The 13,061-nt window shown below is 48.8% G+C and carries 12 protein-coding genes and 1 tRNA gene; 7 read left to right on the top strand and 6 right to left on the bottom strand.

The annotated features are described in order from the left end of the window. The first annotated feature begins 581 nt into the window (after positions 1 to 581). Together AACR41_RS13790 and psb35 are read left to right on the top strand one after the other, a co-directional pair. Positions 582 to 1,940 carry a type IV pilus twitching motility protein PilT gene (locus AACR41_RS13790; RefSeq protein ID WP_030006299.1) on the top strand — a complete coding sequence of 453 codons (1,359 nt, stop codon included), beginning with the start codon at positions 582 to 584 and terminating at the stop codon, positions 1,938 to 1,940. A 53-nt stretch (positions 1,941 to 1,993) separates the two neighbouring features. Next, on the top strand, positions 1,994 to 2,203 hold the full coding sequence (psb35, locus tag AACR41_RS13785) for a photosystem II assembly protein Psb35 (RefSeq protein ID WP_012306832.1): 210 nt from the start codon (positions 1,994 to 1,996) through the stop codon (positions 2,201 to 2,203). Here the strand turns inward: psb35 and AACR41_RS13780 are convergent. Continuing rightward, positions 2,200 to 3,639 (bottom strand): hemolysin family protein, encoded by a 1,440-nt coding sequence (locus AACR41_RS13780; RefSeq protein ID WP_045441530.1) that lies wholly within the window; start codon positions 3,637 to 3,639, stop codon positions 2,200 to 2,202. The two genes, psb35 and AACR41_RS13780, sit on opposite strands and share 4 nt — an antisense overlap. Positions 3,640 to 3,678: 39 nt before the next feature. Further along, on the bottom strand, positions 3,679 to 4,371 hold the full coding sequence (locus tag AACR41_RS13775) for a hypothetical protein (protein ID WP_012306830.1): 693 nt from the start codon (positions 4,369 to 4,371) through the stop codon (positions 3,679 to 3,681). 82 nt (positions 4,372 to 4,453) lie between these two features. Here AACR41_RS13775 and AACR41_RS13770 point away from each other — a divergent pair. Continuing rightward, positions 4,454 to 4,526 (top strand) — tRNA-Ile (locus AACR41_RS13770). Positions 4,527 to 4,643: 117 nt separating this feature from the next. On the opposite strand, the gene AACR41_RS13765 is transcribed toward AACR41_RS13770, so the two are convergent. Then, entirely contained in the window at positions 4,644 to 5,060 is a 417-nt protein-coding gene (locus AACR41_RS13765; RefSeq protein WP_052349607.1) for a hypothetical protein, read from the bottom strand. Between the two features lie 93 nt (positions 5,061 to 5,153). Here AACR41_RS13765 and pyrE point away from each other — a divergent pair, with 93 nt between their 5' ends. From pyrE to AACR41_RS13750, 3 genes are all read left to right on the top strand, one after another. After that, positions 5,154 to 5,750 carry an orotate phosphoribosyltransferase gene (gene pyrE, locus AACR41_RS13760; protein ID WP_012306828.1) on the top strand — a complete coding sequence of 199 codons (597 nt, stop codon included), beginning with the start codon at positions 5,154 to 5,156 and terminating at the stop codon, positions 5,748 to 5,750. 148 nt (positions 5,751 to 5,898) lie between these two features. After that, the gene (locus AACR41_RS13755; RefSeq protein WP_315862013.1) at positions 5,899 to 6,330 is read left to right on the top strand and encodes a hypothetical protein; all 432 of its coding nucleotides are present in this window, start codon (positions 5,899 to 5,901) and stop codon (positions 6,328 to 6,330) included. A 39-nt stretch (positions 6,331 to 6,369) separates the two neighbouring features. Further along, positions 6,370 to 6,996: an esterase/lipase family protein gene (locus tag AACR41_RS13750; protein ID WP_030006295.1), complete on the top strand. Its 627-nt coding sequence runs from the start codon at positions 6,370 to 6,372 to the stop codon at positions 6,994 to 6,996. Positions 6,997 to 7,080: 84 nt separating this feature from the next. Here the strand turns inward: AACR41_RS13750 and AACR41_RS13745 are convergent, their stop codons facing one another. Beyond that, positions 7,081 to 8,313 carry an LL-diaminopimelate aminotransferase gene (locus AACR41_RS13745; protein WP_030006294.1) on the bottom strand — a complete coding sequence of 411 codons (1,233 nt, stop codon included), beginning with the start codon at positions 8,311 to 8,313 and terminating at the stop codon, positions 7,081 to 7,083. 1,039 nt (positions 8,314 to 9,352) lie between these two features. On the opposite strand from AACR41_RS13745, the gene AACR41_RS13740 reads away from it, so the two are divergent. Then, positions 9,353 to 10,339: an RNA polymerase sigma factor, RpoD/SigA family gene (locus AACR41_RS13740; RefSeq protein WP_012306824.1), complete on the top strand. Its 987-nt coding sequence runs from the start codon at positions 9,353 to 9,355 to the stop codon at positions 10,337 to 10,339. 247 nt (positions 10,340 to 10,586) lie between these two features. Here the strand turns inward: AACR41_RS13740 and AACR41_RS13735 are convergent, their stop codons facing one another. Further along, a complete protein-coding gene (locus AACR41_RS13735; RefSeq protein WP_030006293.1) occupies positions 10,587 to 11,870 on the bottom strand; it encodes a TldD/PmbA family protein in 1,284 nt (427 codons plus the stop codon). A 76-nt stretch (positions 11,871 to 11,946) separates the two neighbouring features. Continuing rightward, on the bottom strand, positions 11,947 to 13,023 hold the full coding sequence (gene queA / locus AACR41_RS13730; protein ID WP_030006292.1) for a tRNA preQ1(34) S-adenosylmethionine ribosyltransferase-isomerase QueA: 1,077 nt from the start codon (positions 13,021 to 13,023) through the stop codon (positions 11,947 to 11,949). Between the last annotated feature and the right edge of the window lie 38 nt (positions 13,024 to 13,061).

The following is a 13,061-nucleotide window of genomic DNA, read 5'->3' as shown; positions in this document are numbered from 1 at the left end:
TTAGATGAAAATGAGAATCCCTTTACATAAATTAATTTCTAAAGCTTTTTTTATGGTAGAAATTCAAGAAAAAATATCGAAACCACTGATTATTCAAGTCTTTTGCTCCCTCTAGGTCATTAGAAATAGTTATTTATACTCAGGTGATAAAAAGCCGTTTCTGGACTGCTATTAAACGCTTTTTCGTCGTCAAAACTTTGCCCTGACACCTGAGATTCTGTTACATTAATTTACATCAAGTCATGGGTATTTATGCTCGGTTTAAAAGAGATTGTTTCCTCCTTGGGGACTGCCCCAGAAAACAGTAGAAATGTTGTGACAAAAGATCCCTAGATAGAGCTGGAGATTGTGTTGGTGGCAAATCGTTAAAGATGAAGGACGCGATCTTTGATTTTTGGGTCAGGATAAAGGCGATCGCCCGCAGCATTTCCCCTTTAGCAGAGCGAAGATTTCAAGTTACCATAGGGAAAGTCAGCCAATAAATTTAGGCAAAATTCCCCGGTTAAACCCACACAACACCAGGGTGTCCCCTCATTTTCAGTCCCCTCATTTTCAGTCCCCTCCATTGCGGAAAGATACCTATGAGTGATTCCATGCCTCCGAACCGTTCTGCGGGCTCCCGTCCTCCCGTTCCCCCTGCCAGCGAGGCAACCCAAATTATCTCTGCACGGCCCCAACCTGCTGTTTCGGCGGATGAAACACAAATTGTGATGCCCCAACAGCGGCGTCCCCAGCCCACGGCCCAACCCCAACAACGTCGCCCGGCCTCCCCACCTCCGCCACCGCCGCTGCAACGGATGCCGCCCCCACCGCCTTTACCTACGCCACCTCGACAATATTTAGGGGCCAATGCCGAACGAATTCCCCAACGGGGGCCAGGGCAACCGAGTTTAAAGGAACTGGTTACCAGGGCTCACAAAGAAGGATTTTCTGATGTGCACCTTGGGGTCGGGGAAGTGCCTCGGTATCGTGATCGGGGGGAAATGGTGATCACTGAATATCCGGTGACTGACCAAGATACGTTTTATGCTTGGCTGCATGAAGTGCTTAAGCCACAGGAAATCCAACGCTTTAAGGACACCCTTGATTTTGATGGTGCAACCCAATACGAATTCGCGCGGGTGCGGATCAATATTTTTGATTCTCTAAATGGCCCCTCGTTGGTCTTGCGTTTGATTCCGCTCAAAATCTTGACCATGGAGCAGTTGCGCCTACCACCCATCTTTAAGAATATTTCTGATGCAGAAAAAGGCCTCGTTCTGGTTACAGGGCCAACGGGTTCGGGTAAATCCACAACCATGGCGGCAATGGTGGACTACATCAACAAAACCCACCCAAAGAACATCATCACCATTGAAGATCCGATTGAATTTGTCCACCAAAGTCGAAAATCTCTAATCAAGCACCGGGAAGTGGGGATGCACACCCTAAAGTTTGATAATGCGCTCAAAGCGGCCCTCCGGGAAGATCCAGACATCATCCTGGTTGGGGAAATGCGGGATAAAGAAACGGTTAATACGGCCCTCAAAGCAGCGCAAACGGGGCACCTTGTCATGGGAACGCTCCATACCAACAGTGCGATTAAAACCATTGAACGGATTCTTAATCTCTACAGTGCAGATGAGCAGAATGCGATGAAGGTGGCGATCGCCGAATCCTTGGTTTCTGTTATCGCCCAAGGCCTATGCCGTACCACCGATGGAAAGCGGGCGGCTTACCATGACATTTTGGTGAATACCGAAACCATGAAAGATTACATCGTTAGCGGTCAGTACGACAAAATGCTTGAACTGATGCAAAATGGCGAATTTGATGGCATGGTCACCATGAATCAGTCGTTGTTTAACCTCTACCAAGAAGGTCGGATTACAGAGGAAATCGCCCTAGAAAAATCGCCGACGCCCAACGAAATGGCGATGATGCTCCGGGGACGGATCTAGGCAGAGACCCGTTTCTTGGTAAGCTTGTAACGAATTGTAACGATCAAGAAGTTATGTCCGATTCTCATTCCCTCTTTTTGGCGGTTGCTGGCCAACCCTTTCCTTTATACTTTACCCTCGTTTACGTGGTGGGCTTTGTGGCAGCAGTATCCATTGGTCTGATCGCCTTTTTTAATTCCAAGCGGCCTTCGGGTTGGGAAGATGCCAAACGCCCGGATCTGATTCCAGATTTGCAGAAAAAAGAGTCCCAGGATCAGTCTTAGTCGGTTCCGCCGCTGGGTTTAAAGTCGGGGCCAAGGATTTCTTCCATGTCTGGATGGTCCTCTGGCTCTGGAGGAAAATCAAATTCGGCGATCGCCTCAATATCAGAAGGGTCGCGGGTGATCTTGACCTGTTGGAGGCGGGGGCCGTCAATACCCATCACTTGAAATTTCAGGTCTTCAAAGTGAAAGACTTCACCCGTTTCTGGGATTTTTTGCCATTGGTAGAGCAAAAAGCCACTGAGGGTTTGGTAATCGTCGGTGTAGGGCAATTCGATACTTAGCAGATCATTGAGTTCTTCGAGATCAATTTGGGCATCGACCAGGAAAGTCTGTCGATCTAAAGCCTTGAAATGGAGTGGCGCATTGGGATGACTGTCGAGTTCATCGCCAATAATTTCATTAATAATATCTTTGAGGGTGACAAGCCCAGCGGTACCACCAAATTCGTCTACTACCATGACCATCGGTTGTTTGGTGCGCTGCATTTTCGGTAAGAGGTCGGCGATCGGGGTACCCTCTGCGACGAAGGGAATAGGCTTTACCCAGCGATTAATGGCTGTATTGAGATTCATCCCTCCGGCGGCTAAGGGTTTGGCAAAATCCCGGAAGCGCACAAAACCGACAATGTCATCGATGGATTCTCCGTAGACGGGATAGGCGGAGTGATTGGTCTGGCTGACTTTTTGCAACAGTTTGCCGAGGGTCGCGCCGTTGGCGATCGCATGGATTTTGGTGCGGGGCGTCATAATTTCTTCGGCAACCACATCACCAAATTCAATGACATTACTTAAAAGCTCCCGTTCCTCCGCCTCTAGGCCCATGGATTCTTGTTCGGTGGTGATAATCAGTTGGAGTTCCTCTGGTGTCAGTCGGTCATACCAAAGCCCCTGCTGAATCGGCGCAATGCCCCCAAGGCGCAACAGGAGACGGTTAGATTGATTCAAGATCCAAATAAACGGTTTAAAAATTCGGGCGATCGCCAAACTGGGAGGGGCCAACCAGCGGGCCATTTCTTCGGCATGGGAGAGAGCCAAGGATTTAGGACAGAGTTCCCCCAAGACAATCTGCAAATAAGCAATTAAGAAAAAAGCAAAAGGGATCGAAATAGAAACAGCAAAGGGTTGAATCCAGTCGTCGGGGAGAGGCAATCCCACCAGAAATTGAGCAATAACCGTCGCCATGGTATCTTCACCAATCCAGCCCAGGGCCAAACTAGAGAGGGTAATCCCCAATTGGGTCGTCGAGAGGAGGCGTTCCAAACGGGACTGGAGGGCTTGCACCATCTTGGCCTGGAGATCCCCCTCCGCAATGAGTTGACTAATGCGCGATCGCCGCACCGAGACAATCGAAAATTCTGCGGTCACAAAAAAAGCATTAATTGCGATCAACAACAACACAGACAATAATCGGACTAAAATTTCACCGCTCGATAACATGGAATTGCGCTATAACCCTTGCAGGCGTACTGTTTCTACCTAACGTATCACTGGAATCTGAGAAAGTTCTAGGGAAATTTCCCGGTCTGGATAGTCCTGAAGTTGGAGCGACAGGGTTTGCGTCTCATCCAGGATCACCGCCGGAATCCGAATGGTGCCAGCATACTTTTGCCGATTTGCAGGGATTTCGTTGGGGAGGCCATCCATTTGGGTACTTAACAATCGTCCCGTTTCGGTTTTAATTTCAAGGAAGTTATACAAAAAATTCACCGCTTCCTGGCCATTATTTTGCAGGTTTACTTCCATAAGCCAATCGTTGCCAGAAAGTTGGCCGCTTACAATTTCTAAAGTGACATCGTCTGCACTGGTGCTGAGGGGAAAGGTTTTTTGGTCGGCGGTTTCTGCAGGTTGTTCCTCAATAAAGGCGTCCTTTTGCGGTGTTGCTGCCGGGGTGGCCTTTTGGAGTTCCTTTTCTTGGGCCTGGATCTGATCATAAACGGAGACAATGATTGATCGCTCGGACACAAATTCTAAATTTTCGGCGGGATCTGCTTCGCTATTGTCTGGCTGACGGCTACGAATCAGTTGCTGACTCGGATTTCCTTCGGGTTGCTTGACACCTTTGAGGGCTTCGTAACCGACGGTAAAGCCATAGAGGGCACTCACGGTTCCAGCACCAAACATCGCCAGTAGGAGCAGGAAAGTAAAAGCCAGGGTCGTTTGAAACTTCATGGGCGATCGCCGAGGGAACAGTTAAGGAAAAGAAGAAATTGTACTATGATAGCCTGTGGGCAAAATCGCCCCAACAAATTTGCCAGGGTTGGCCGAGCGGTTTAGGCAACGAACTCATAATTCGTCCCAGGCAGGTTCAACTCCTGCACCCTGGACTTTCAGATAAGTTTTCGAGCTTCAAATTTGCAAATTTAAGGTTGCGAAAGAAAACGCCCCAAAGGCGATCGCCTTTCGTTTGGGAGCATTGCCGCTTGGGTGAATGTTATTGCGCCCTAATAACCCATGTTGTAGTCGAAGGCAGCTTCCGTTTGCAGGGAAGAGTTAAACGGATTCGGCAAATCCTGGGTACGCAGCACCGGGTCACTGTCTACCTGTTGCAACAAAATATCCCGGTAAAGAATATCGATTTTTTTGATATCTCGTTTTGCCCGTTGTTCGGGATAGCCTGCCCCATTTAAGCCAAAGGGGGAAACACCAAAATAATCATTGAGTACTTGGCCCGTGCTAAAGCTCGCAAAGGTATCCTGCAACTCGTAGTAGAGGGCGCGGGTAAATACATCATTTGTATGTTCTGGGTAAGTGGGGTATCTTCCCTCTAGATACGTTTGGGCGATCGCCCCTTGGCCAATTCCCTGTACCGCCGCACCTACCACAAAAACTGTGGTTAAATGATGAAACCATTTTTTCATGGCATTACATCCATAAGTCAAATCTTTACCAGCATCTTTGCTCACAAAACCCAATTGGTCAAGTTTTCTCTGTACTGAACTTCATATACAACCATGCCTGCCCTTTCTGACCTCCTGACCGCTGATCAAGCTACCCTCAGACAAACACTCCTCAATCAAATCGCCACAGATGCGTATAAAGAAGGCGACTTCACCCTCTCTTCCGGACAAAAAAGCACCTACTATATCAACGGGAAATTGGTCACCCTCACCCCAATGGGAGCGCTCCTCATCGGTCGTCTCATCCTTGCTCAGCTCGATCAAGATGTTGCTGCTGTCGCTGGTTTAACCCTAGGGGCTGACCCGATTGTTAGCGCCGTCAGTGTTGTGTCAGCCTACGAAAATTGTCCCATTCCGGCTCTGATTATTCGCAAAAAAGCAAAGGGCCACGGCACCCAAGCCTATATCGAAGGGCCATCCCTTACCCCAGGCGCGAAAGTGGTTGTCCTTGAAGATGTTGTGACCACTGGACAGTCCGCCGCCCAAGCCGTTGAGCGTCTCCGGGATGCCGGTTACCAAGTAGAAGAAATTATTGCCCTTGTTGACCGTCAGCAGGGAGGGGCCGAATTTTACGCTAGCCAAAATCTCAAATTTTCTAGCTTGTTTACGATCACCGAAGTACAAGCCGCCTACCGCGCTTTAAATGCTTAGTCCCAGACATTGAATCTAATCAAAGTCCTCACTCAATCTGGTGGGGACTTTCGGAATTAGCCCCTGCGTAATGTTTGGTAAATGCTCCCTTGGCTAGGTTGGTGCGGCAGTGCTATGACTGAGGCAAGTGGCCATGGTGGAGCTTAGGATAATGGCGAATCGCTACCCGACACAGATCAACGCCCTTTGGATCGCTTTTCTTTTGGGAACCTTGTTTCATACGGACTTGGGATTGATGCCTCTGTTCCATGACCAGGCGGTGGAGCACTCTCATGCTGGAGGCAACCTAGATCTCGTTTTCGGGTTTATGCTTTTTTTCTTCACCATCCCCATGGTGTTGATCATTTTGACGACTTTCACCAACAGTAAAGGGTTTCGGCGACTACATTTTTTGGTGACTGTATTATATTCAGTGCTAAATGTGGGCCATTTGATCGCAGACATTGTGGTGCAAGCTCCCTGGTATCAGCTTGTGTTGATGACGTTACTCTTAGGGATTGGTCTTTTATTGAATTTGGTGTCGTACCAGTGGCTCCAAAAACGTTACCATTGGATCAGAAAAACAATTCCTGCCGCCTAGGGTTTTTGTATTATGAGCGGCGATTGTGCAGTGTAATCAATGAAAATTTTATGTATTCACGGCCTCAGCCGAACGCCCTTTTCTCTCCTGGGGTTAGCTCAATATTTGGAGCGCCATGGTTGGGCAACGGAGCAGTTTGGCTATTTTGCGGCTATGGAAAGTTTTGAACAGATTGTGGTGCGGCTCCGCCAAAGAATTCAGGCGATCGCCAAAACCGGAAAATACAGTATCGTGGCCCATTCCTTGGGAGGAGTCCTGACGCGGGCTGCCCTCACTTGCCCGAAAACCCCAGACCCAGAACATGTAGTGATGTTGGGCACCCCGAACCAACCACCTCGTTTAGCGGCTTGGGCTTGGCAATTGCCTCCTTTTCGCTGGTGGACAGGCCAATGTGGGTTTAATTTAACAGATCCGGCTTTTTACAAGGCTCTCCCCAATTTAGATGCACCCTACACGGTAATTGCTGGCGTCGGTGGCCCCAGGGGGAGCTTAAGTCCCTTTGGCGAAGAATTTAATGATGGCATTGTTGCCCTAGAAGAAACACGCCTTTCTCCAGCAGATCCTGTGATCCAATTACCAGTACTGCACACTTTTATGATGAATCACCTGTCTCTCCAGCGGACAGTCCGCGATATTTTGCGCCCACACTCTCCCATGTTCTGGTAAAGGTCACAAAAAAGACGCACTCCGGTGCGCCTCAGAAGATTAACAGTCAATTTTTAAACCCAATGTTTAGAAATGACTGAATCATTATTGGAATGCTGTCGTGATCCGTTTCATCGCTTCGAGCACATTTTCGCGACTATTGAAAGCAGAGATCCGGAAATAGCCTTCCCCAGCAGCCCCAAAACCAGAGCCTGGGGTGCCGACCACATTGCAGTTGATCAAGAGCTTGTCAAAAAAGTCCCAACTCGATAAACCAGCAGGGGTTTTAACCCAGACATAGGGCGCATTCACGCCGCCATAGACATCAAAACCAACCGCTTGGAGTTCCCGGCGAATAATGGCCGCATTTTCCAAGTAAAAATCGATCAGTGTTTTAATTTGGGCTTGACCCGCTTCGGAATAAACGGCCTCTGCCCCCCGTTGGACGATGTAAGAAACGCCGTTAAATTTGGTGGACTGACGGCGGTTCCAGAGGCTCCAGAGTTGCACGGCTTGGCCATTGCTCGCAGTAACGGTCAGATTTTTCGGCACAACGGTAAAGGCACACCGAGTCCCCGTAAAGCCTGCATTTTTAGAGAAAGAACGGAATTCGATGGCGCAATCCTTCGCTCCTTCTAGTTCGTAGATTGAGTGGGGTAGGCTTTCGTCGGTAATAAACGCTTCATAGGCAGCGTCAAAGAAAATAATTGAACCATTGGCCTTGGCATAATCCACCCAAGCTTGGAGCTGTTCTTTCGTCGCCGTTGCCCCGGTGGGATTATTGGGAAAACAGAGATAAATCAGATCGACTTTTTCTGTGGGGATTTGGGCGACAAAGTCATTGTCAGCGGTGATGGGGATGTAGGTCAGGCCACCATATTTACCGGACTCGTCGGCTTCCCCGGTATGTCCTGCCATCACGTTAGTATCAACGTAAACGGGATAAACGGGGTCAGTGACGGCAATAGTGTTGTCTTTGCCAAAGATATCAAGGATGTTCCCGGTATCGCATTTGGCACCATCGGAAACAAAAATTTCAGAGGCGTCAATGTCACAACCGCGGGCCTGGAAGTCGTGGGCAGCGATTTTTTCCCGTAGCCAAGCATAGCCTTGTTCAGGGCCATAGCCTTTAAAGTTGGCGCGATCGCCCATGTCGTCAATGGCCTTTGCCATCGCTTCTCGACAGGCAGCGGGTAATGGTTCGGTGACATCACCAATCCCTAGTTTGATAATGGGCGCATTGGGGTTTTCTGCTAGAAACCCATTCACTCGCCGGGCAATTTCGGGAAAGAGATAACCTGCTTTAAGTTTGAGGTAATTTTCGTTAATTCTAACCATAGAAAAATCAGGGGCAAAAGACCGTAAGACAGCTTAACCTATCATCCCATGCCCCAGGGAAGCCGCTAGATCTTTTTGGGGTGAAGAGGCCGGAAAAATTATCCATCGCTACTCACCTGGCTAATCCATCGCACCGGGTTACAAAAATCGAAACGCCATCCCATCACGGCACAAATTCTGCAACCCTAGGGATAGATCTTGATCCAAAGGCGATCGCCACCTCGGTTTCCTGGACTAACAAGGACATTCTGTTATTTTTGAGAAGGATTATCAACCGTTGATTTTTAGGTGAAATCCCTGACTTGCCAAAATACTTCTACGTTCTTCGTTTCTGGCCTAAATGCCCTTAATTTTGCTGAGATTATCTTTTTGTTAAAGGTATACAAAGCGTCTTTTTTTGAATAAACTGGACTTATTGGTCAAAAAAATATTCTTTTTCAATCTTTTAAACGGTAGTGATCATCACAAGGGATACTGCCGCCATAGGCAAAAAAGTCTATCCCTGGGTGGAGTTAACCCCACCGAACTTGATCTTATTCGCGCGAAAAGATACACTATAAGAAGTGAAAAGTCTTAATTTATGGGCGTCTCCCTGTACCTCTACTGCAATAGAGGTCTTATTTTTGAGAGATGTTTTCCCCGAAAGGGCCACCCTTATCGCATTGAATAACATATTGCAACGACACTATATTTCCAATTGAGTCTGTCGATATTCCAAGTTCGGTAATCCCGCATCTTTTCCCCTTTTCAATCTCTTGGTCAATCAAGGAGAATTAAGTATAGAACGCCGATGAATTCACCATCCCTGAGATTTTAATGAATCGTTGAACCTTTTTCGATTGTTGCCCGTCTAAAGTAGTGAGCGCTCAATTAAAAGTTATAAAGCGTAAGAAAGTTAAAGGGTATGTCGTTTATTTTTTAGAAAAATTCTTTGTGTTCTAGATTGTGACCTACATGATGATTGTTTTGTAAAGTATCTGCCCCCCTGGGCCGCACCATATAGTTCTTCGTTCTTTAGATTTAAGGAGTTAAAGCGTAAATGCCTAAAGTAAATCTTCAACAAGCCCCCAATAACGGCAAAAGTTCTGCGGATATGGTGCGTACCTATCTCCGGGAAATCGGTCGGGTGCCCTTGTTAACCCACGAAGAAGAAATTGTCTATGGGAAACAGGTTCAGCGCCTGATGGCCCTCCAGGAAAAACGCCAAACCCTAGAAGAATCCCTTGATCGCGAAGCAACCCGTGAAGAATGGGCCGAGGCCGCTCAACTGACACCGAAGCAACTCCAACGGGATCTCCAAATCGGAGAACGGGCAAAGCGCAAGATGATTGAGGCAAATCTCCGGCTTGTGGTGGCGATCGCCAAGAAATATCAAAAGCGCAACCTAGAATTCTTAGATTTGATCCAAGAAGGCAGCCTTGGTTTAGAGCGGGGGGTCGAGAAGTTTGACCCCACAAAAGGCTATAAGTTCTCTACCTATGCCTACTGGTGGATTCGCCAGGCGATCACCCGGGCGATCGCCCAACAGGGTCGCACGATTCGACTACCGATCCACATTACCGAAAAGCTCAACAAAATTAAGAAAACCCAACGGCAACTGGCCCAAGACCTAGGCCGGGCGGCCACCATCGCTGAAATCGCCGAAGCCCTCGAATTAGAACCGGCCCAAATCCGTGAATATTTCCGCGTTTCCCGGCACCCAATCTCCCTCGATGTCCGGGTTGGCGATAATCAAGATACCGAGTTGATGGATTTACTCGAAGACAGCGGCGAATCCCCCGACAATAACGTTACCTATGAGTTGCTCAAACAGGATTTGCGCGACCTGATCGCGGATTTGACCCCCCAGCAACAGGAAGTGATTATTCTGCGCTTTGGCCTTAACGATGGGAAAGAACTTTCCCTAGCGAAAATTGGCAAACGCATGAACCTCAGCCGCGAACGGGTGCGCCAGCTAGAACGCCAGGCCCTGAATCATCTGCGGCGCCGGCGATCGCAAATTCGTGAATATCTGGTTGCCAGCTAAATTTTTTAACTTTTCACCATGACTTAGGCATTCTGAGATGGGGCATTCTCCCCATCTTTTTTTGTCCATCTGGACAGCTAATAAAAAAGATTTTTAATATTGTTGACTTAATTTATCAACTAAGGGTATTCTAAAGATGGTGTTTTTCTCTCAAGGATGTACAGGGTGGGTGGTCCCACCTTTTTTATGCCAAAAATGCCAGCACACAGCACTGGTAGGCACGCTTGCAAAGGCAATGGATAATTTTCTAGGCAACAATAGACAAAGATTCGAGGGCAATGCAGGGGGTATAACAAGAACCTTGCCAGCGGCGATCGCCTCCCACTTGAATAACTTGTTTGAGGGCCTCATAAACGTTGCCAGTGACCATCGTATCCTTAATCCGTCCGGTGATCTGCCCTTGTCGTACCTGGTAGCCCAGGTCAATATTGACGGAAAAGTCTCCTGAAAGGTCTGCGTCTCCTCCCAGGATTTGATCGACGACAATTGCCGTATCTAATTGCGAAATAATTGTGTTAAGATTGCCTGCGCCAGGGGCAACAATCAAATTAACGAGCTCTGGGGTTGGATAGCGCCCGAGGCTGGCCCGAAATCCGTTGCCTGTCGGTCGAATCCCAAGGCTTCGACTTGTTTGGCGATCGCCGTAGATGTCTTGGGCGGAACCTTCCCGCACCAGGGACAAAGAGCGGGTCAGGGTACCTTCGTCATCAAAGTGGCAAATGTAAGGTTTGGCGGTGGGGTCTTGGTAGAGGCTGATCTGGGATGAGGCGACCCGTTGGCCGAGGGCTTGGCTCCAAGGAGAAGACTTTTCGAGGATATTTTTCCCATTGAGGGCGGCGGCAACCGTTGACCACAGCAGGGGCGCAGCATTACTGGTGAAAATTACTGGTATTTTGCCTGTGGTGGCCGGACTATTTTGCTTCGCCCAGTGGAGACGCTCCAGAATCCTTTGTACCGTTGCCTCTGGATCGAGGGAATCCTGGGTAATATCCCCATCATAAATGCCCAAAAAGTCATCCCCCCGCACCCACTCCACCTCTAGGCCATAGCTGAGGGAAATATCGGCGGCAGTGCAATAGAGACCTTCGGAATTGACCAGGAGTGTATGGCTCGATTCGCAGTCGAATACACCGCTACAGAGAATATCGGGATAGTGATCGCGCAGTTGGGCGATCGCCGCTTTGCCTTTCTCGACTAGAGTTTCCACGGCCATGGCAGTGCCAATGGGAGGATTAATATCACGGCGCGGCCCGCAGACTTCTAGGGGCGTCGGTTCCTGGAGTTGGCTCAAGGCGATCGCCTTTTCTACTAACAGTTGTGGTGCTACATCACCATAGGCCACCGCTAGCCCAGGCCGTCCCTGGTACCAAAGCCGCAGTGCAGTGCCAATGGATTCAGCCGTTTCTAGTTGTTTTAGGCGATTCGCCTCAAAGGTGATGGGGTGGGAGACAGAACTTCCCTGGTAAACTTCCGCAAACTCGGCTCCCCCCTGGCGTGCCAGATCCAGGAGCTGCTGGGCAAAATCGCTCATAAAATTTTCCTACTGGTACCCTACAAACTGTAAATAACGCCACTTAGCGGAAACTTTCGATTCAATCCTAATGTCCCTAAAGGACTTTCGCCTCAGGCAAAATGAGCATCGCATCTCCAAAGGAATAGAAACGATATTCCTGGGCGATCGCCGCCTGGTAAACGTCGAGCAATCTTTCGCGCCCAATCAACGCACTAACTAGCATCAGCAAGCTCGATTTTGGTAAATGGAAATTTGTGATCAGCCCATCCACCACCTGCCATTCGTAACCCGGATAGATAAATAAATTGGTTTGTCCCTGGAAAGACTGTAATTCCCTAGGAGAAGCGGCGGCCATTCCCTCTAGCGATCGCACAACCGTTGTCCCGACCGCAATGACCCGACCGCCCTTTGCTTTCGTTTTCCGGATTTTTTTCACTGTTTCCTCCGGCACGTCAATCCACTCATAGTGCATATCATGGGCGGTGATATCTTCTACTTCCACCGGGCGGAATGTGCCAACCCCCACATGGAGGGTTACAAAGGTTTTTTCAATGCCTTTTGCTTCTAGTGCTGCAAATACCTCCGGCGTAAAATGTAGCCCTGCCGTCGGTGCCGCCACAGCCCCAGGAGTCTCTGCATAGATCGTTTGATACTGGTCGGGCTTTGCTTCAGAATCTGTCACATAGGGAGGGAAAGGGATCTCCCCAAAATCGTCTAACACAGACCAAAGGGTTTGATTTGGCCGCAACTGAAATTCGAGTAAGCGCCCCCCTGTCTCTGGGTCTCGATCAACCACCGTTGCTTTCAGGGTTTGGCTTAAATCATGGGGCGCAGTGAATAAAATTTCTGACCCTAGGGTAAAACGTTTCCCCGGTTTCACTAAAGCCAGCCAAGTATCTGCTGAACGTTCTTCCAAGAGGAGGACTTCTACCGGAGCGCCCGTTGTCTTACGGCCATGGAGCCGTGCCGGGATCACTTTCGTATTGTTCATCACCAACAAGTCATTGGGCTGTAGCCAATCAACCAGGTGGTAAAAATGCTGATGCTGGATGCTATCGACAGAATCAAGCACTAACAGACGGGAACGATCACGGGGAGTGACAGGGGTTTGGGCGATGCGTTCCGGCGGCAGGTCGTAGTCATAACTTGAGAGGCTTTGGTCTGGGTTCATAGCTCACTGAAGCGAATAAAAATCTCCGATATAATGAA

The sequence above is a fragment of the Picosynechococcus sp. NKBG042902 genome (assembly GCF_963864045.1).
Lineage (GTDB): Bacteria > Cyanobacteriota > Cyanobacteriia > Cyanobacteriales > MRBY01 > MRBY01.
Note: the sequence above shows the minus strand (reverse complement) of the source record. Positions and strands in the feature narration are given on the sequence as shown.